The following is an 18002-nucleotide window of genomic DNA, read 5'->3' as shown; positions in this document are numbered from 1 at the left end:
TTTTTGCCAGAGTGCTTTAGGTCGGTGCGTAGCGCAAGTCGATCAGCCCAGACTTTCCACCTCTTCCGCCAGCGCCAGCCAGCGATCCTCGGCCGCTGCCTTTTCCTGACGCAGCGTTTCGAGCGCTTCGGTCAGCGCGGTGAAGCGCGCATGGTCGCGGGTGAACAGGCTGCCGTCGAATAGCTCGGTCTCGATGTCGGCCATCTCGGCGTCGATCGCCTCGATGCGGCCGGGGAGAAGGTCGTAGTCGCGCTGGTCCTTGTAGGAGAGCTTCTTGCGCGGCTGCGGCGGAGGCGGCGGCGTTGCGGCGTCGCTTTCGGCTTTCGCCTTTGCCGCCGCGGGTTTGTTGCGCTTCGCCTCCCAGTCGGCATAGCCGCCGGCGACGACATCGACCTTGCCCGACCCGTCGAGGCCGAGCGTCACCGTCACCGTGCGGTCGAGGAAGTCGCGGTCGTGGCTGACGAGCAGCACCGTGCCGTCATAGTCGGCGATGACTTCCTGCAAGAGATCGAGCGTTTCGAGGTCGAGGTCGTTGGTCGGCTCGTCGAGGACGAGCAGGTTCGATTCGCGGGCGAATTCGCGGGCGAGGAGCAGGCGCGAGCGTTCGCCGCCCGACAGCGCGCCGACGCTTGCCTCGACGACGCCGGGGTCGAAGAGGAAGTCCTTCAGATGGCCCTGGATATGCTTCTTGACCCCGCGCACCTCGACCCAGTCGCCGCCGTCGGCGAGGATGTCGCGCACGCGCTTTTCGGGCGACAACAGGCTGCGCTGCTGGTCGATGACGATGCCGTCGAGCGTCGGGGCGAGCGTGACCTTGCCCTCGTCGGGCTCGATCTCGCCGGTCAGGAGCTTGAGGAGCGTCGATTTGCCCGCGCCGTTCGCGCCGACGATGCCGATGCGGTCGCCGCGCTGGATGCGGAAGTCGAAATCGCGGATAATCGTCCGGTCGCCGAAGCGTTTGGAAATATGATCGGCGACGATCACCGATTTCGAGCGCACATCGTCGTTGGCGAGGCCGAGCTTGGCGACGCCGGGGCCGCCGATCATCGCCGCGCGCTGCGCCCGCATCTCGACCAGCTTTTCGAGCCGCCCCTGGTTGCGGCGGCGGCGTGCGGTGACCCCGCGCTGAAGCCAGTGCGCCTCGAGCTTCAGCTTGGCGTCGAGCTTTTCGGCGGCGCGCGCTTCCTCGGCATAGATCGCTTCGGTCCAGGCGTCGAAGCCGCCGAAGCCGATTTCCTTGCGCCGAATGTTGCCGCGGTCGAGCCACAGCGTCTGGCGTGTGAGGCGCGTCAGGAAGGTGCGGTCGTGGCTGATCGCGACAAAGGCGCCGGTGAAGCGTGACAGCCAGCCTTCGAGCCAGTCGATTGCGGCGAGGTCGAGGTGGTTCGTCGGCTCGTCGAGAAGCAGCACGTCGGGGTTCTGCGCCAGCGCGCGGGCAATCGCGGCGCGGCGACGTTCGCCCCCCGACGCGCTCGCCGCCTCGCGGCCCATGTCGATACCAAGCTGGTCGGCGATTGCCGCGACCTCGTGGCTCTCGGGCGGATGGACGCCCCCGACGGCATAGTCCATCAGCGTCGCATAACCCGTGAAATCGGGTTCCTGTTCGAGCAGGACGACATGGGTTCCGGGGACGATGGTGCGCTTGCCCTCGTCGGGGTCGATACGATCGGCGAGCAGCTTGAGCAGCGTCGTCTTGCCCGCGCCATTACGGCCGATCAGCGCGAGCCGGTCGCGCGCGCCGATATAGATGTCGAGCCCGCGGAACAGCCAGCCGCTGCCCTGGACGAGGCCTAGGCCTTCATAGGATAAGATCGGTGCCGCCATGATGAACGGCTCGCTACCGGCGCGTTCAGCGCGATGCAAGCGGCGTTCGGGCAAAGGGCGGAACGGGTCCGCTCCGTCGGCGTTACGGGGACGGGCAGACAACGTGTCGGATCCCCGGCTGACAGGAGATAATCATGAAAACGCAGATGTTCACCGCCATGGCGACCGGACTGGCGCTGATCGCAGCGACGCCCGCCATTGCGCAGCAGGGAGGAACGACGGTGACGACGGCGACGACGCAGGGGCCGATATTGAGCTTTTCGGTGAGCGAAGAGGTTCGTGCGCGGCCCGATCAGGCGACCGTGGGCGCCGGCGTGCAGACGACTGCGCCGACCGCGGTCGAAGCGATGCGCGCCAACGCCGCGGCGATGGACAAGCTGGTCGCGGCGGCGAAGAAGCAGGGCATCAAGGCCGACGACATCCAGACGAGCGGCATCAACCTGTCGCCGCAATATGACTACAGCAACCGCACCGACGGCCAGCCGCCGCGCTTTCTGGGCTATCAGGTGACGAACAGCGTCCGCGCGACGACCGGCGATATCGCAGGGCTGGGCCCGCTGCTCGACGCGTTGGTCGCGGCGGGCGGGACCAATATCGACGGACCGTGGTTCGCGATGAAGGACCCCGACGCGATGCTCGTCGGCGCGCGCGGCGCGGCGATCAAGTCGGCCGAGGCGAAGGCGCAGGATTATGCGAAGCTGGCTGGCTATCGCGGGGTCGAACTGGTGTCGATCAGCGAAGGCGGCAGCTATAACGGTCCGCAGCCGCCGATGCCGCGCGTACAGATGATGGCGGCCGAGGCGAAGTCGACGCCGGTCGAGCCGGGGCAGGTCGGCAATACGCTGACGCTGAATTTCCAGTACCGGCTGGTGCGGTAGGACGTCGGTTCGGCCCCCCGCCGTTCGTCCTGAGGAGCCATTGAGCTTGGGCTTTGACAAGCTCAGCCCCTCCTCAGGACGAGCGGGGCATTAGTATCTGTTCAGCCCAACTCTCCCTCGGCCCACGGCCAGGGGCGTTCGCGGAACCATTTGGTGATGATATATTTGCGTCCCTTGCGCACCTTCATCCCGTGGTGGAGCGTGTCGGGGTTGGGTTCGCCGTCCGGGCGGACATTGTTCCATGCGAGCAGCTTGCCCGCCTCTGGCTGGTGCATCTTTCCCGTCGCCAGGAATCGCGTGGCGCCGCCAGCGCCCGGCTCGTTCAGGTAGATCATCAGCGTCCAGCTGCGCTGGCCCGGCACCGCGCAATATGTGTCCCAGTCGGCCCCGTGGGGGTCGAAATAGTCGGTGTGCGCCTTGAACTCCTGCCCGACGTCGTAGCGTTGGCCCTGCAAGGGCTCGCCGAAAGGCAGGGGGATGCCGGTGAGGTCGTGGAGTCGCTGGTTCACCGCGTGGACGAACGGGTCGCGATGGTCGAGGTCGCAGGTCGTGCTGGTCCGGAAGGTGGTGTCGCCGTTGGGATCGGCGATCGTCGACGGGTGGACGTCGCGGTCGATCCGTTCGATCAGACCGGCGCAGGTTTCGGCGTCGATAAAGCGCGGCAGCATGAATTGCTGGAGCTTCGGCGACGGCGCGCGGCGGATGCCGGGAACGGCGGCGAGCCGCTCGGCGGTGCGGTCGGCGTGCGACGTCGCCATATCGACAAAGCTGGGTGCGGCCATGGCGCCTCTTTACGGCGCGTCGGGCGCGCGAACAATGCTTGACGAAAGCGGGTGCGCCGCCTATCGCCCGCCCGCTGTCGACGGCGCGTCCGTCCGGCCCTGTGGCGATCGTAGCTCAGTTGGTTAGAGCACCGGTTTGTGGTACCGGGGGTCGCGGGTTCAAGTCCCGTCGATCGCCCCATTTTCTGTATCGTTGCGCATATCGCGGCTTTGGGCGTGACTCGGGCCTCGTGTTGCATTATTACGCCTTCGCGTAATTTTTTAACGTGAGGGTTAAGCCATGTCCGCAGTCTGGGATTTCGCCGATTTCGACGATCACGAGCATGTCCACATGTTCCGCGATCGCGCGAGCGGGTTGACCGCGGTGATCGCGGTGCATTCGACGCACCTCGGCCCCGGCGCGGGCGGGGTGCGGTACTGGCATTATCCGCAGCGCGCGGCGGCGATCACCGACGCGCTGCGCCTGTCGCGCGGCATGAGCTATAAAAATGCGATGGCCGGGCTGCCGATGGGCGGCGGCAAGGGCGTGATCCTGGCCGACGAGGGGCAGGCGAAGACCTCCGAACTGCTCGCGGCGTTCGGCCGCGCGGTCGAATCGCTCGGCGGCGCCTATGTCACCGCCGAGGATGTCGGGATGAGCGACGCCGATATGGTCGCGATCGCGAAGGAAACGAGCCACGTCAGCGGCCTGCCGGTCGCGAGCGGCGAGGCGGGCGGGGATCCCGGTCCGCTGACCGCGCTCGGCGTCTATCTGGGCGTCAAGGCGGCGATCGCCGAAGGGCTCAAGACCGACAGCGCAAAGGATGTCCGCATCGCGATCCAGGGCGTCGGCAGCGTCGGCGGCGGACTCGCGCGGCGGCTCGCGGCCGAGGGCGCCAAGTTGACGCTGGCCGACGTCAATATCGCCAAAGCCAAGGCGCTTGCCGAGGAGCTTGGCGCCGACCTGGCCGATTCGGCGGCGATCATGGAGATCGAAGCCGACGTGCTGAGCCCCAACGCGCTCGGTGCGATCCTGACCGAACGCAGCATCGAGGCGCTGAAGGTTCCTATCGTCGCGGGCGGGGCGAACAACCAGCTCGCCACCGCGGCCGACGGCCAGCGCGTCCACGACCGCGGCATCGTCTATGCGCCTGACTATGTGATCAACGCTGGCGGCATCATCAACGTCGCGCTCGAATATCTGGGGCAGGGCAGCCGCGAGGAAGTCGAGAGCCGCATCGGCCAGATCCCCGGCCGCCTGACCGAAATCTGGGCCGAGAGCCGCGCCAGCGGGACGCCGGCGTCGATGGTCGCCGACCGAATGGCGCAAAAGCTGATCGGGCGGGGGTGATCGCTATCGAATGCGTCGCCCCCGCGAAGGCGGGGGCCGCTGGGCTCCCTTGGCGCCACGCCGAAAGCGGCCCCCGCCCCTTCGACTGCCTTGCAGGCGCTCAGGACAGGCTTCGCGGGGGCGACGGCTTTTGATGTAATTCAAGGCCGCGATGCCCACCCCGCTGCGCGTAGCGAGCAAGCTCGCAACGCTCGCTGCCCCTCCCCTGAAGGGGAGGGGTTTTGTTGTTCGATATTTCCGCTAAGCCCGCATCGATGAAGCGGCATTTCTTCCTTGTCAGCGGGTGGGCTTCGCTCGGCCTTGGGGCGATCGGCGCGTTCCTGCCGCTGTTGCCGACGGTGCCTTTCGTGATCCTGGCCGCCTTTTGCTTTGCGCGCTCGTCGCCGTGGCTCGAGGCGTGGCTCGTCACCCATCCGCAATTCGGGCATCATATCGTCGCGTGGCGCGAGAAGGGCGCGATCAGCCGCAAGGGCAAGGTCGCCGCGAGCGTCGCCTTTGCTATCAGCATCGTCCTCGCCGCGATCTTTTCGCCGTGGCCGTGGGTGATGGCGCCCGTGATCGCGGCGGTGGTGACGGGAAGCTGGATATGGACGAGGCCGGAAGCATAGCCCCCGGCCTCGCCGATTTTTTCGGACCTCCGGTCGTTCAGAAGTCGACCGAGACGCGCCCGTAGACGAAGCGGCCGTTGAAGCCGAAGGGCGAGAAGGACGAATAGGGCAGGAAGCTGTTGAGCAGCCCGTAGTTATAGCCGTCGACCGTGCCATAGGGCGTGCGGTCTGGGTATTCGTCGAGCAGGTTGTTCGCGCCAACCGCGACCTGGACTGCGTCGATCGGCCGGAAACGCAGTTCGAGGTCGACGACCCATTTCGGCGTCAGCGTGAGGTCGCCCGGCGCCTCGCCCTTGCCGACGGTGATGTCGCTGACATTGCCGACGGGCAGGAAGACCGAACCATAGCGGTTGCCGCGCAGCGTCATCCCGACCGGCCCCGATTCCCAGTCGAGCCCGACGTTGAGCTTGTTCGACGGCTGGCCATCGGTCAGGCGGAAGCTTTCCGACCGCGCGAACAGCCGGTCGGCGGTGAAGCCGCTGAACGTGCGCCGGTCGGTGATCTTGGTATCGTTGAGGTTGTAGCCCGCGCTGAGCGTTACCTTGCCGATCCCCATGTCGGGCAGGCGGTAGCTGGCGACGACGTCGAGACCCTGGGTACGGGTGTCGATGCCGTTGATGAAGAAGCGCGCCGAGGTGCCGTTGACGCCCGCCGCCTGCAGGATCGCGACGACATCGGCGCCCTGAAGGTTCTCGGTCAGCGTGATGCGGTCGTTGATCTTGATATTGTAATAGTCGACGGTGACGTTGAGGCCCGGCACCATCGTGAAGACGACGCCGCCGCCGATGTTGACCGATTTTTCGGGTTTGAGCGGCTGTGCGCCGAGTGCGACCGCGATCGGCGATCCGACCGGGAAGGTCCCGATCTCGATCAGTCCGACTCCCGCCACATTGTTGGTCGACGTGGTCGAGAAATATTGCTGTGCCATGCCCGGCGCGCGGAAGCCGGTCGAGATCGAGCCGCGGAAGGCGAGGCCGTCGATCGGCTCGAAGCGGGCGGCGAGCTTGCCGTTCACCGTATCGCCGAAATCGGAGAAATGTTCGTAGCGGCCGGCGGCCTGAATATTGAACATGTCGCCGATGTCGGTGTCGAGTTCGACATAGCCCGCAAAGCTGTCGCGCGATGCGTCGACCGCGGTCGAGGGTGCGAAGCCGGGGAAGACCTGTGCGCCCGGCGCCGCGCCGTTCGAGAAGGTATAGGGGCCGGCGATGTAGCTCGCCTCTTCGCCCGGAACGATCTTGTAATTCTCGTTCCGCCATTCGCCGCCCAAGGCGAGCGTCGCATCGCCGAACCCGATATCGAGATCGCGCGTCACGTCGAGATTGACCGAGGTCTGGCCCGACCGGAGCCCGCCGGCATCGAATTTGCGGGGGCTGGCGAGGCCGCCCAGCGAGGCATTGAAGCTGTCTTCGACCCCGTAATCGAGGCGGTTGCTGCCATAGTTGATCGACAGGTCGAGGTTCCATGCCCCGGCCTGGCCGCGCAGCCCGCCGACGATACCGATGTCGTGGATCGTGCTGGTGATCAGAGGCAGGAAGCCGTCGGGGTAATAGGGCTGGCCGCCATTGGCCCAGTCGGCGTTGCGCGAGTCGAGCGCGCGGCGATAATAGCCCGCGCCATTGCCGTCGCGCACGCCATAGCTGCCGAAGCTGTACAGCTGCCAGTCGGCGCCGACGTCCATGCCGGCGTTGAAGAAGAAGTTCATGTCCTTCGATTCGCCGTCGCCATAGCGATGTTCGTAGCGGTTGAAGGTCGTTTCGCGCGGATCGCCCGCCGCGGCATAGTTGCGGCGCAGGTCGGGACCCGAACGGTTCGTCGGCGATCGGTCCTTATATTCGGCGGTTAAGTTCAGATAGCCGTTGCCCGCGACGGGCAGGCCGATGTTGGTCGCCATCGTCAGCGTCCCGCCGTCGCGGCGCTTGCGATCCTTGCCGGTGAAGGCGATCACCGGATTTTCGTTGGGATCGTCGGTCAGCGTCGGCGAGACGCTGGCGACCTGATCGACGCCTTCCATCGTCGTGATATATTTACCGTAGCTGATCTGTGCGCGGCCACCGACGCTCTTTTTGAGCTGGATATTGATCACGCCCGCGATCGCGTCGGACCCATATTGCGAGGCGGCGCCGTCGCGCAGCACCTCGATCCGTTCGATCGCGATCGGCGGGATCGTGTTCATGTCGACACCCGCCGACCCGCGGCCCACCGAGCCGTTGAGGTTAAGCAGCGACGAGAGATGCCGGCGCTTGCCGTTGACGAGGACGAGCACCTGATCCGGCGCCAGGCCGCGCAGCGTCGCAGGGCGCAGCGAGTCGGTGCCGTCGGTCAGCGACGGCTGGGGAAAGTTGAACGAGGGGACGAGCTGGTTGAGCAGCCGGTTGGTTTCGGTCGTGCCGCTGTTCTGGAGCGAGTCGGCCGAGATGACGTCGATCGGCACCGTGCTGTCGGCGACGGTCCGGTCGGTCCGGCGCGTTCCGGTGACGATGATCGTCGCGCTTTCGGCATCGTCGGTGCCCGGGGCGTCCTGAGCGAAGGCGGGCAGGCTCCACCCACCCCCGGCGACGGCGGCAGTCAGAGCGAGGATCGATGTGTGAGTGGCTTTGCGCATATTGGTTCCCTGTTGTTGTTGCAGCCCGCGTACAGACTTCCCCCCGGTCGGAAATCGCGCCACCCCAATTCGACGAGCGGGCGACGATTTATTACATTTTTGTGCAAGCTGTGATTATTACGCCACAGTGCGATCCCGCAGTGCGACATGAAATTTCAAACTATCAAAGGTATCGATACCATTGTTACGCGACATCGCCGCGCGCAATTGGCTGGACCACCGCCCTTCGCTCGCCTAAAGCCGGCGCGCGATGCACGCCTATGCGAATCCGACCCGTTTCCTGGCCCTTGCCCGTCCGTTGACGCCCTGGCTGCTCGGTCTGGGCCTTGCGCTGCTGTTCGGCGGGGCGTGGGCTGGCCTGACGATGGTGCCCGGCGATTACAAGCAGGGCGAAACCGCGCGCATCCTGTATGTCCATGTGCCGGCGGCGTGGCTGGGTATGGGCGGCTGGAGCGCGCTGGCGGTCACCGGCCTGGTCCAACTGGTCTGGCGCCACCCGCTCGCCGGGATCGCCGCGCGCGCGATCGCGGTGCCCGGGATGCTGTTTACCGCGCTGTGCCTGGCGACGGGTTCGATCTGGGGCAAGCCGACGTGGGGGACCTGGTGGGAATGGGACGGGCGGATGACGTCGATGCTGGTCCTGCTGTTCCTCTATGCCGGCTTTCTGGCGCTGACGACGGGCGACGAAGGACAGGGGCGCGGCGGGTCGCTGTCGCGCGGCGCCGCCATCTATGCGCTCGTCGGCGCGATCAACATTCCGATCATCAACCGCAGCGTCGTGTGGTGGAACAGCCTGCACCAGGGGCCGAGCATCACGCTGCGCGGGTCGAGCATCGACGGATCGATGCTGTGGCCGCTCGGGCTGACGGTGCTGGGCTTCTCGCTGCTGTTCGGCGCGATCGTGTTGATGCGGATGCGGCGGATCATCGCCGACAACCGCGTCGCGGCGCGGCTGCGGCGGTTGGCCGACGACGAGGGGGCGTGAGGCGGTGACGGGGGTGATCAGCGGGGGCGGCCAATGGGCCTATGTCGCGGCTGCCTATGCGCTGAGCGCGCTTTTGACCGGCGCGGTGCTGTGGCATAGCTGGCAGGCGATGCGCAAAGCCGAAAGGCGCAGCGACGCGTTGCGCAGGAATCGCGAATGAAGGCGAAACATCAACGGCTGATCCTCGCGCTCGTCGCGCTCGCCGGGGTGGCGGGCGCGGGGGTGCTTGGAGCGAGCGCGCTGCGCGACGAGGCGGCCTATTTCCGCACCCCCGAAGAGGTCGCGGGCGGCCACGCGAAGGTCGGCGAGCCGATGCGGCTCGGCGGCATGGTCGCCGCGGGCAGCCTGAAACGGCTGGGCGACGGGGTGACGATCCGCTTCGTCGCGACCGACGGCAAGGCGTCGGTGCCGGTGCAGTTCACCGGCATCGTCCCCGACCTGTTCGCCGAAAAGGCGGGCATGGTCGCCGACGGCCGGATGCGCGCCGACGGCGTGTTCGTTGCCGACCGCATCCTTGCCAAGCATGACGAGCGCTATATGCCGCCGCAGATGGGCGACATGCCGAAGGATATGACGGGGGCCGCGGGGGAATGAGGGTTTTGCGTTCCCGGTTCGTGGCGGACGAGGTAGCGCAATGATCGCCGAACTCGGCCTCGCGCTGCTGTGGATGGCGGCGGCGCTGGCGTGCCTGTCGCTGGTCGCGGGCATCCTGTTCGTGCGCAGCGGCAGGGGCGAGCTTGCGGCGCTGGTGCGACCCGCGAGCGTCGCGCAGGGGGCGCTGACCGCGGCGTCGTTCGCCTTGCTGATCGCGCTGTTCGCGCGGTCCGACATGTCGGTCGAACTCGTCGCGCGCAACAGCCACAGCCTGAAGCCGATGCTGTTCAAGGTCGCGGGCGCGTGGGGCAATCACGAAGGATCGATGCTGCTGTGGCTGACGATCCTGGGCCTGTCGGGGGGGCTCGTCGCGCTGTTCGAAAAAAGGCTGCGCGAGGATACGCTGATCGCGACGCTCGCGGCGCAGGCGGCGCTGAGCCTCGGCTTCTTTGCCTTCCTGCTGTTTTCGTCGAACCCGTTCAACCGGCTGCCCATCGCGCCGCCCGACGGGCAGGGGCTCAATCCCTTGTTGCAGGACCCGGGTTTGGCGTTCCACCCGCCGACGCTTTACGTCGGTTATGTCGGATTGTCGGTCGCGTTCAGTTTCGCGGTCGGGGCGCTGGTGACGCGCGAGATCGGTCCGGCGTTCGCGCGTGCGATGCGGCCGTGGGTGCTCGGGAGCTGGATTTTCCTGACGCTGGGCATCACCGCCGGCAGTTACTGGGCCTATTACGAGCTTGGCTGGGGCGGCTGGTGGTTCTGGGACCCGGTCGAGAATGTGTCTCTGGTGCCGTGGCTCGCGGGAGCGGCGCTGCTCCATTCGGTCGCGGTGACCGCGACGCGCAACGCGCTGCGCGTCTGGACGGTGATGCTCGCGGTGATCGGCTTTTCGATGTCGATGGTCGGCACCTTCATCGTGCGTTCGGGGCTGCTGACCAGCGTTCACAGCTTTGCCGTCGATCCCGAGCGCGGCACTTTTCTGCTCGTGCTGATGGCGATCTATATCGGCGGGGCGCTGATGCTGTTCGCGCTGCGCGCCGGGACGGTCGCCGAGGGCAAGACATTCGCGCTGTTGAGCCGCGAGGGCGCGCTCGTGATCAACAATTTGCTGCTGACGACGATCCTCGCGCTCGTGCTGCTCGGCACGCTCTATCCGATCGTGGCCGAGGCGATGGGCGAAAAGATTTCGGTCGGGCCGCCCTATTACAACAAGGTCGCGGGGCCGCTCGCGCTGATCCTGTGTCTGGTGATGGTCGCGGGGCCGCTGCTGCGCTGGCGCCGCGACGACGGGCGCACGCTCTGGTCGCGGCTGCCGCTGGCGCTGTTCGCCGGGGCGGCGGTGCTGTTCGGCCTCATCCTGTTCGGTGGATCGGTCGGCGTGCTGCCGCTGCTCGGGATGACGGTCGCCGCGATCGTCGCGGTCGCGAGCCTGGCGCCGCTGTGGAAGCGTAACCTCCGCCGCACGCCGCTGCCGGTCTGGGGCATGGTCGTCGCACATTTCGGGGTCGCGGTCGCGCTCGCCGGGATGGCGGCCGAGAGCGCCTTCATCAAGGAACGGCTCGTCGCCGCGGCGCCGGGCGAGACGGTGAGGGTCGCCGATTTTTCGGTGGCGTTCGAAGGCGTCGAGCCGATCGCCGGGCCGAACTATACCGCGGTCAGGGGGACGCTGGTCGCATCGACGCCGGCGGGCGACCGGTTCGTGCTGCATCCGGCGGCGCGGACTTTCCCGGGGCTGATGGGCGGAGCGCCGACCGAGACGAACGAGGCGGCGCTGCTGACGCGGCCGGGCGGGCAGCTTTACGCGGTGCTCGGGCAGCCGGTGACCGGCGCCGACGGGGCGCAGCGCTATCAACTGCGCCTGTGGTGGAAGCCGCTGGTGTGGTGGATATGGCTCGGCGGCGCGCTGATCGCGATCGGCGCGGCGATGGCAATGCTGGGGCGCGCGCAATTGCTCGCGATCTGGCGGGCCCGACGCGCGCGCAAGCTAGGGGAGCGTTTCGCATGAGGTCGCGCTGGGTCCTCTTCGTACCGCTCGCGATCATGGCGCTGCTGTTCGGGGCGTTCGTCTATCGGCTGACGGTGCCCGCCGAGACGCTGATCGAATCGCAATGGATCGACAAGCCGATGCCGCTGTTCGACCTGCCGCCCGCGACCGAAGGCGTCGCGGGGCTGAAGAGCAGCGATCTTGCCGACGGCAAGCCGCGGCTGGTCAACGTCTTTGCAAGCTGGTGCATCCCGTGCCGCGCCGAGGCGCCGCAGCTCGAGGCGCTGCACGCCGCAGGGGTGCCGATCGACGGGATCGCGATCCGCGACCGGCCCGAGGACGTCGCCGCCTTTTTGCAGGAGAATGGCAATCCCTTCGACCGCATCGGATCGGACGTGCAGAGCAGCGTGCAGATCGCGCTCGGATCCTCGGGCGTCCCCGAAACCTTTCTGGTCGACGGCAAGGGAGTCATCCGCGAGCAGATTCAGGGCGTGATTTTGCAGGACGATGTGCCGCGCATCATGGCGAAGCTGGAGGCGATGAAGTGAGCGCATTTGGGCATCGCCGTACCCCTGCGAAAGCAGGGGTCCATCTTCCGCCCTTGCGTGACGATGCGTCCGGCGGCGTTGTAGCGAGAGGGTCGGAGATGCACCCCTGCCTTCGCAGGGGTGCATTGGCTTTCTGGTTCGCCGTTCTTTTCCTCGGCATCGCGTTCCCTGCGGCCGCGCAGGATCGGCTGCCGCCGGCGCCCTATGCCTATCAGCAGCTCGCCGACCCCGCGAAGGAGGCCGAGGCCAAGGCGTTGATGGAGACGCTGCGCTGTCTGGTGTGCCAGGGACAATCGATCGCCGACAGCGACGCGCCGCTCGCCGGCGATATGCGGCACGAGGTTCGCACCAAGATCGCGGCGGGCGAGAGCCCCGATGCGATCCGCAAATGGCTGGTCGCGCGCTATGGCAATTGGGTGAGCTATGACCCGCCCTTCGACGGCGCGACGGCGCTGCTATGGCTGGCGCCGCTGCTGTTCCTCGCGATCGGATTGTGGCTCGCCTTTGGGCGGCTGCGCGGCGGCGAAGGCGAGGAGCCATGATCTGGGCGTGGATATTGCTCGCCGCGGCGCTGACCGCCCTCAGCCTGGTCTGGCTGGGCAAGCTGCCGGCGGCATCGCGCCCGCTCGCGGCGGCGGCGATCATGCTCGGGCTCGCGGGCTATGCCTTGCAGGGGAGCCCGTCGCTGCCCGGCAAGCCGGTCGTGCGGTCCGACCCCGAAAGCTTTGGCGACGCGTTGACCGACACGCGGCAGGGGATGGCCGACCGCTTTGGCCCGGCCGCGAAATGGCTCGCCATGTCGGACGGTTTCGCGCGCACGGGGAAGACCCAGCTTGCAGCCCAGACGCTCGAAAAGGGGCTGGAGAGCAATCCGGACAATGTCGACCTGTGGGTCGCGCTTGGCAATGCGCTTGTCGCGCATGGCGGCGGCGTGATGTCGCCGGCCGCCGCGCTGGCCTTCGACGAAGCGGCGAAGCGCGATCCCTCGCACCCCGCGCCGCCGTTTTTTGCAGGGCTCGCGATGGCGCAGAGCGGCGATTTGCAGGGCGCCGATCGCGTGTGGAGCGACCTTCTCGCGCGCAGCCCCGACGACGCGCCGTGGCGCCCGGACCTGGAGATGCGGCTCGACCAGTTGCATCGGGCGATGGGGCCGGGCCTGCCCGCCGACGCATCGGCGGGGCCATGATCGCCCCTGTTGTATTTCCTCCGGCTCGTCTAAAGGGCGCGCCATGACTGCTGAGTCGCAACAGGCGGCGGCCGGCGCGGATAGCGCCGCGCTTGCCGCCCATTCGGGCCATCACGGCCACGGCCATCACGGCGATGGCAAGCTGAAGCTTGCGGTCGGCGCGGTTGGCGTGGTCTTCGGCGATATCGGGACGAGCCCGCTCTACGCCTTTCGCGAAACCTTTGCCGGGCATCATTCGATCGATCCCGACCGCCTGCACATCTATGGCGTGCTGAGCCTGGTCTTCTGGTCGATGATGCTGGTCGTCACGTTCAAATATGTGCTGACGATCATGAAGGCCGACAACAAGGGCGAGGGGGGCAGCCTCGCGTTGCTCGCGCTGATCAGCCGCTCGTCGGGCGAGGCGCGCTGGACATGGCCGATCATCCTGCTCGGCGTGTTCGCGACCGCGCTGTTCTATGGCGACAGCATGATCACCCCGGCGATGTCGGTGCTGTCGGCGACCGAGGGCCTGAACTACGTCAATCCGGGATTCCAGCCGTATATCGTGCCGATCGCGCTGGCGATCCTGATCGGGCTGTTCGCGCTGCAATCGCGCGGGACGGCGAAGGTCGGGGCGCTGTTCGGCCCGATCATGCTCGGCTATTTCCTGATGCTCGCGGTGCTGGGCGTGATGCATATCGTCGATCATCCGTCGATCATCATCCAGACGCTCAACCCGCTCAACGCGCTACGTTTCTTCTACCTCGACGGCTTTACCGCCTTCATCGCGCTCGGCGCGGTCGTTCTGGCGGTAACGGGCGCCGAGGCGCTCTATGCCGACATGGGGCATTTCGGCCGCGCGCCGATCGGAATGAGCTGGCTGTGCTTCGTGCTGCCCGCGCTGATGCTGAACTATATGGGGCAGGGCGCGATGGTGCTCGAGGCCGACATGGGCACGCGGCTGGGCCTGATCCAGGATCCCTTTTTCCTGATGATGCCCGACGCCTGGCGCGTGCCGGTGGTGATCCTGGCGCTGTTCGCGACGATCATCGCGAGCCAGGCGGTGATCTCTGGCGCCTTCTCGCTGACCCAGCAGGCGATCCAGCTCGGTTTCATCCCGCGCCTGCGCGTCGAACACACCAGCGCGTCGGCGGCGGGGCAGATCTATATCCCGGTCGTCAACTGGTTCCTGATGACGATGGTGATCATCCTGGTCCTGTTCTTCGGATCGTCGAGCAACCTCGCCGCGGCCTATGGCATCGCGGTGACGGGGGCGATGTTCATCGACACCTGCCTGATGTGCGTCGTGCTGTTCGCGCTGTGGAAATGGCCGGCGTGGAAGGCGGTGCCGTTGCTTGCGCTGTTCTTCGTCGTCGACATCGCCTATTTCGGCGCGAACCTGATCAAGGTGCCCGACGGCGGCTGGGTGCCGCTGGCGATCGGATTGACGATCTTTACCATGCTGACCACCTGGTCGCGCGGCCGCAAGCTGATGCAGCAGGAAATGGCGGACGGCGCGATGCCGATCCCGGTGTTCGTCAAATCGGCGGCGAACAGCGCCACCCGCGTGCCGGGCACCGCGGTGTTCATGACCTCTTCGTCGGACGGTGTGCCGCACGCGTTGCTTCATAATCTGAAGCACAACAAGGTGCTGCACGAGCGGATCATCCTGTTGACGATCAAGATCGCCGACGTGCCGTTCGTCCGCGAAGAGAAATTGTGCCAGCTCAAGGACCTGGGCAAGGGATTCCACCGGATGGTCCTGCACTATGGTTTCATGCAGCCGGTCGACGTGCCGGAGGCGCTGAAGCGCGTCACCGGATGCGGGGGCGAGTTCAAGATGCTGGAGACGAGTTTCTTTCTGTCACGCCAGACGCTGATCGCCGCCAAGTCGCCGGGAATGCCGATCTGGCGCGAAAAGCTGTTCGCGTGGATGCTGCGCAATTCGGAAAGCGCGATGGAATATTTCCGGCTGCCGACGAATCGGGTGGTCGAGCTGGGCAGCCAGGTGGCGATCTGACGCGCGGCGGCACCGATGCCTGCCAGACCGGACCAATAAGGGTTTGATCCCCCGCGGCGATCTTGCGATGCAGGGCCCATCCTGTGCGCGGGAGAAGTGCCGGTGTCCGATATGTCCCACGCCCTGATCGTCGCCTCTGCGCTGCCGCTTCCCTCGCAGGAGGCGCTGGTCGCTGCGCTGCGGCGGATGGGGCTCGATCCCCGCGAGGCGGATAGCGGCGGCGGGCCGTCGGCGCGGGTGCGCTTCGGTGCCGTCACGGCGCTGCTCCGCCGGGCCGGCCCCGACGAACTGATCCAGGCCGATCCGGGCTACCCCGCGACGAGCTCGCTCGCCACGACCCTGCCCGCGGCGTGGCGCGACGCGGGGACATGCTGGAACCTGGCGTTCGAGGGCGATCTCGCCCGGGACGGCGCGACGCTGGACGATGCGTTCAAGATGATCGTGCTGCTGATCGACCTGTTCGATGCGAGCCATTTCTTCTGGTCGGCGGCGCGGCTGTGGTCCGACGCCCCACAGCTGCGCGCGTCGATCGCCGAGATGCAGGCGAGCGGGATGCCGCCGGTACTGCATCTCGTCGCCTTTCGCCGCAGGGGCGAGGAGGCCGGCGAGCGCATGCGAACGCGCGGGCTTTCGCTGTTCACGGGGCAGGAGCTGGAGGCGGCGGTTCCGGCGGGCTGGACGGTCGCCGACATGGTGAAACGGCTCGCGCGGCTTGCGATCGACGCGATGCTGAACGGCCCGGTGGTCCGCGAGCAGGCCGCGCCGGGGCTGCATGCGGGTGAGCGGGTGCGGCTGATGCCCCCGGATCCCGAAGACCGGGCGGCGATCGTCAAGGTCGCGTTCGACCGAGGGGGGTGATGGCGTCGGTGCGCCGGCCGACCCGCTATCGACGGCGCTGGCGGGGCGCGGCGCCAGTCGCACCGGGGTTCCAGCGGCATCATCTGATCCCGATCGCGCTCCTTGCCCGGCCGCAGATGGCCGCGATGTTCGAGATGCTGGCCAGCGGCGGCTTTGCGCTGCACCGTTTCGACCTCAATGGCGTCGTGCTGCCGGCGAGCGAGCGGACGGCGCTCCGGTCGGGACATGCGCTGCATCGCGGCCCGCATCCCGGCTATAGCGATGTCGTCGCCGCGCGGGTCGAGTGTATCCGCGCGCATTTCGCGGGCGAGGCGCCTTCGGTCCAGTGCCGCGCCACCACGACCGCGATCATGCGCCTGCGGCTGTTGCAGGATACGATGCGCCGCGCGCTGACCGACCGCCACGGGCTTGGCTTCTGGCTCAATCGCCGCGACCCGATGCGGCTGTTCGCCGACCGACCCTATCTCGACGATGCGATCGACCGGCTGTACGGCGATTAGGGTCGGGACCCGAGGCGTCAGCCGATATATTTATCCTGAAGTTCGCGCCAGGCGTCGCGATATTGGGCGGAGAGCTGATCGACGAAATCGGCGACGGGGCGCACGGCTTCGACCGAGCCGATACCCTGGCCCGAGCCCCAGATGTCTTTCCACGCCTTTGCCTTCGTATTGCCGCCCGAGCCGAAATTCATCGTCTTGAGGTCGCCCTGCGGCAGATTGTCGGGGTCGAGCCCGGCGTTGACGATCGACCCGCGCAGATAATTGCCGTGGACCCCGGTGAAGAGGTCCGAATAGACGATGTCGGCGGCGCGGCCCTCGACGATGCCGTTCTTGTAGCCTTCGTCGGCATTGGCCTCGGCACAGGCGATGAAGGCGCTGCCGATATAGGCGAGGTCGGCGCCGCACGCCTGGGCGGCGAGGATCGAGCGGCCGTGCGCGATCGCGCCCGACAGCGCGACGGGGCCGTCGAACCAGCTGCGGATTTCCTGCACCAGCGCGAAGGGCGACTGCACCCCGGCATGGCCGCCCGCGCCCGCGGCGACGGGGATCAGGCCGTCGGCGCCCTTTTCGACCGCCTTGCGCGCGAAACGGTCGTTGATGACGTCGTGGAGGGTGATGCCGCCCCAGCCGTGCACCGCCTGATTGAGCTCCTCGCGCGCGCCGAGCGAGGTGATGGTGATCGGCACCTTCCACTTCTCGCACGTCGCGATGTCGGCCTCGAGCCGGTCGTTCGAGCGGTGGACGATCTGGTTGACCGCAAAGGGCGCCGAAAGGCGGTCGGGATTGTCGCGGTCCCACGCCGCGAGTTCCTCGGTAATGCGGTGCAGCCATTCGTCGAGCAGCGACTGCGGCCGCGCGTTGAGCGCCGGAAAGCTGCCGACGATCCCCGCCTTGCACTGGGCGATGACGAGGTCGGGGCCGGAAACGATGAAGAGCGGCGAGCCGATGACGGGCAGGCGCAGGCGGTCGAAGACGGGGGGAAGGGCCATGTGTCACTCTCCGGTTGCTGTTTGGACCTGACCTTAACGTAAACGGAAAGCGGTGCAAGGGGGATGGTGTATGGGGGGTGCCGGCGGCTTTTGGGGTGGCCCGTTGCCCTTGCCGCGTTCGGTTATTGCGGGCCGCGGAGGCGTCGTTTCAAAGTTCAGCAAAGTTCAGCCTTGTGAGGCCGCGTTCGGCGAACCCGCCGCGCCGGCGTCCGTTCGCATGCGGAAACCGTGACCGTTTTTTTCTACCTATCGAAAGAGCCGGGACGAAGGCTGGCACAGTCGGATAATGTAGGACAGCGGTTTTTTGCGGCGGATGTCGGATTTGGGGT

General features: G+C 67.0%; 17 protein-coding genes and 1 tRNA gene. 14 read left to right on the top strand and 4 right to left on the bottom strand.

Annotation, left to right across the window (positions count from 1 at the left end):
- Positions 1 to 42 precede the first annotated feature (42 nt).
- Positions 43 to 1824: an ABC-F family ATP-binding cassette domain-containing protein gene (locus AC58D2_RS17760; RefSeq protein WP_497392416.1), complete on the bottom strand. Its 1782-nt coding sequence runs from the start codon at positions 1822 to 1824 to the stop codon at positions 43 to 45.
- A 134-nt stretch (positions 1825 to 1958) separates the two neighbouring features.
- On the opposite strand from AC58D2_RS17760, the gene AC58D2_RS17755 reads away from it, so the two are divergent.
- A complete protein-coding gene (locus tag AC58D2_RS17755; RefSeq protein ID WP_497392415.1) occupies positions 1959 to 2702 on the top strand; it encodes an SIMPL domain-containing protein in 744 nt (247 codons plus the stop codon).
- Positions 2703 to 2803: 101 nt separating this feature from the next.
- Here the strand turns inward: AC58D2_RS17755 and AC58D2_RS17750 are convergent, their stop codons facing one another.
- The gene (locus AC58D2_RS17750; protein ID WP_497392513.1) at positions 2804 to 3460 is read right to left on the bottom strand and encodes a prolyl hydroxylase family protein; all 657 of its coding nucleotides are present in this window, start codon (positions 3458 to 3460) and stop codon (positions 2804 to 2806) included.
- A 128-nt stretch (positions 3461 to 3588) separates the two neighbouring features.
- Here AC58D2_RS17750 and AC58D2_RS17745 point away from each other — a divergent pair.
- The 3 genes from AC58D2_RS17745 (at position 3589) to AC58D2_RS17735 (ending at position 5422) form a co-directional block, all read left to right on the top strand.
- A tRNA-His gene (locus AC58D2_RS17745) sits at positions 3589 to 3665 on the top strand.
- A gap of 99 nt (positions 3666 to 3764) precedes the next feature.
- Positions 3765 to 4814 (top strand): Glu/Leu/Phe/Val family dehydrogenase, encoded by a 1050-nt coding sequence (locus tag AC58D2_RS17740; RefSeq protein WP_497392414.1) that lies wholly within the window; start codon positions 3765 to 3767, stop codon positions 4812 to 4814.
- Positions 4815 to 5068: 254 nt separating this feature from the next.
- Positions 5069 to 5422, top strand: coding sequence for a YbaN family protein (locus AC58D2_RS17735; RefSeq protein ID WP_497392413.1), 354 nt, complete (start codon positions 5069 to 5071; stop codon positions 5420 to 5422).
- Positions 5423 to 5459: 37 nt separating this feature from the next.
- Here the strand turns inward: AC58D2_RS17735 and AC58D2_RS17730 are convergent, their stop codons facing one another.
- Positions 5460 to 8027: a TonB-dependent receptor plug domain-containing protein gene (locus tag AC58D2_RS17730; protein ID WP_497392412.1), complete on the bottom strand. Its 2568-nt coding sequence runs from the start codon at positions 8025 to 8027 to the stop codon at positions 5460 to 5462.
- A 250-nt stretch (positions 8028 to 8277) separates the two neighbouring features.
- Between AC58D2_RS17730 and ccmC the strand changes: the two genes are divergently transcribed.
- The 10 genes from ccmC to AC58D2_RS17680 all read left to right on the top strand — a co-directional run bounded on the left by ccmC (position 8278) and on the right by AC58D2_RS17680 (position 16684).
- Positions 8278 to 9012, top strand: a complete 735-nt coding sequence (ccmC, locus tag AC58D2_RS17725) for a heme ABC transporter permease CcmC (protein WP_497392411.1) — start codon at positions 8278 to 8280, stop codon at positions 9010 to 9012.
- Positions 9013 to 9016: 4 nt separating this feature from the next.
- Positions 9017 to 9172: a hypothetical protein gene (locus AC58D2_RS17720; protein WP_497392410.1), complete on the top strand. Its 156-nt coding sequence runs from the start codon at positions 9017 to 9019 to the stop codon at positions 9170 to 9172.
- Positions 9169 to 9606: a cytochrome c maturation protein CcmE gene (gene ccmE, locus AC58D2_RS17715; RefSeq protein ID WP_497392409.1), complete on the top strand. Its 438-nt coding sequence runs from the start codon at positions 9169 to 9171 to the stop codon at positions 9604 to 9606. Before AC58D2_RS17720 ends, ccmE begins: the two co-directional genes overlap by 4 nt.
- Before the next feature lie 40 nt (positions 9607 to 9646).
- On the top strand, positions 9647 to 11611 hold the full coding sequence (locus AC58D2_RS17710; RefSeq protein WP_497392408.1) for a heme lyase CcmF/NrfE family subunit: 1965 nt from the start codon (positions 9647 to 9649) through the stop codon (positions 11609 to 11611).
- Complete coding sequence (locus tag AC58D2_RS17705) at positions 11608 to 12138, top strand: DsbE family thiol:disulfide interchange protein (protein ID WP_497392407.1); 531 nt, start codon at positions 11608 to 11610, stop codon at positions 12136 to 12138. The genes AC58D2_RS17710 and AC58D2_RS17705 overlap by 4 nt, the downstream gene beginning before the upstream one ends.
- Before the next feature lie 98 nt (positions 12139 to 12236).
- Positions 12237 to 12680 carry a cytochrome c-type biogenesis protein gene (locus tag AC58D2_RS17700; RefSeq protein ID WP_497392406.1) on the top strand — a complete coding sequence of 148 codons (444 nt, stop codon included), beginning with the start codon at positions 12237 to 12239 and terminating at the stop codon, positions 12678 to 12680.
- On the top strand, positions 12677 to 13324 hold the full coding sequence (locus tag AC58D2_RS17695) for a tetratricopeptide repeat protein (RefSeq protein ID WP_497392405.1): 648 nt from the start codon (positions 12677 to 12679) through the stop codon (positions 13322 to 13324). The genes AC58D2_RS17700 and AC58D2_RS17695 overlap by 4 nt, the downstream gene beginning before the upstream one ends.
- Before the next feature lie 43 nt (positions 13325 to 13367).
- On the top strand, positions 13368 to 15326 hold the full coding sequence (locus AC58D2_RS17690) for a potassium transporter Kup (protein ID WP_497392404.1): 1959 nt from the start codon (positions 13368 to 13370) through the stop codon (positions 15324 to 15326).
- 102 nt (positions 15327 to 15428) lie between these two features.
- Positions 15429 to 16184, top strand: a complete 756-nt coding sequence (locus AC58D2_RS17685; RefSeq protein ID WP_497392403.1) for a hypothetical protein — start codon at positions 15429 to 15431, stop codon at positions 16182 to 16184.
- Complete coding sequence (locus AC58D2_RS17680) at positions 16184 to 16684, top strand: AHH domain-containing protein (RefSeq protein ID WP_497392402.1); 501 nt, start codon at positions 16184 to 16186, stop codon at positions 16682 to 16684. The genes AC58D2_RS17685 and AC58D2_RS17680 overlap by 1 nt, the downstream gene beginning before the upstream one ends.
- Positions 16685 to 16701: 17 nt before the next feature.
- Here the strand turns inward: AC58D2_RS17680 and AC58D2_RS17675 are convergent, their stop codons facing one another.
- The gene (locus AC58D2_RS17675; protein ID WP_497392401.1) at positions 16702 to 17673 is read right to left on the bottom strand and encodes an NAD(P)H-dependent flavin oxidoreductase; all 972 of its coding nucleotides are present in this window, start codon (positions 17671 to 17673) and stop codon (positions 16702 to 16704) included.
- Positions 17674 to 18002 lie beyond the last annotated feature (329 nt).

The organism is Sphingopyxis sp. CR5 (genome assembly GCF_059693785.1).
This window is presented reverse-complemented; position numbering and strand designations above follow the sequence as displayed.

What these genes read in the sequence shown, in the direction of transcription:
- AC58D2_RS17760 (WP_497392416.1), bottom strand. Translation starts at nt 1,824, where the DNA reads ATGGCGGCACCGATCTTATCCTATGAAGGCCTAGGCCTCGTCCAGGGC.
- AC58D2_RS17755 (WP_497392415.1), top strand. Translation starts at nt 1,959, where the DNA reads ATGAAAACGCAGATGTTCACCGCCATGGCGACCGGACTGGCGCTGATC.
- AC58D2_RS17750 (WP_497392513.1), bottom strand. Translation starts at nt 3,460, where the DNA reads ATGGCGACGTCGCACGCCGACCGCACCGCCGAGCGGCTCGCCGCCGTT.
- AC58D2_RS17740 (WP_497392414.1), top strand. Translation starts at nt 3,765, where the DNA reads ATGTCCGCAGTCTGGGATTTCGCCGATTTCGACGATCACGAGCATGTC.
- AC58D2_RS17735 (WP_497392413.1), top strand. Translation starts at nt 5,069, where the DNA reads ATGAAGCGGCATTTCTTCCTTGTCAGCGGGTGGGCTTCGCTCGGCCTT.
- AC58D2_RS17730 (WP_497392412.1), bottom strand. Translation starts at nt 8,027, where the DNA reads ATGCGCAAAGCCACTCACACATCGATCCTCGCTCTGACTGCCGCCGTC.
- ccmC (WP_497392411.1), top strand. Translation starts at nt 8,278, where the DNA reads ATGCACGCCTATGCGAATCCGACCCGTTTCCTGGCCCTTGCCCGTCCG.
- ccmE (WP_497392409.1), top strand. Translation starts at nt 9,169, where the DNA reads ATGAAGGCGAAACATCAACGGCTGATCCTCGCGCTCGTCGCGCTCGCC.
- AC58D2_RS17710 (WP_497392408.1), top strand. Translation starts at nt 9,647, where the DNA reads ATGATCGCCGAACTCGGCCTCGCGCTGCTGTGGATGGCGGCGGCGCTG.
- AC58D2_RS17705 (WP_497392407.1), top strand. Translation starts at nt 11,608, where the DNA reads ATGAGGTCGCGCTGGGTCCTCTTCGTACCGCTCGCGATCATGGCGCTG.
- AC58D2_RS17700 (WP_497392406.1), top strand. Translation starts at nt 12,237, where the DNA reads ATGCACCCCTGCCTTCGCAGGGGTGCATTGGCTTTCTGGTTCGCCGTT.
- AC58D2_RS17695 (WP_497392405.1), top strand. Translation starts at nt 12,677, where the DNA reads ATGATCTGGGCGTGGATATTGCTCGCCGCGGCGCTGACCGCCCTCAGC.
- AC58D2_RS17690 (WP_497392404.1), top strand. Translation starts at nt 13,368, where the DNA reads ATGACTGCTGAGTCGCAACAGGCGGCGGCCGGCGCGGATAGCGCCGCG.
- AC58D2_RS17680 (WP_497392402.1), top strand. Translation starts at nt 16,184, where the DNA reads ATGGCGTCGGTGCGCCGGCCGACCCGCTATCGACGGCGCTGGCGGGGC.
- AC58D2_RS17675 (WP_497392401.1), bottom strand. Translation starts at nt 17,673, where the DNA reads ATGGCCCTTCCCCCCGTCTTCGACCGCCTGCGCCTGCCCGTCATCGGC.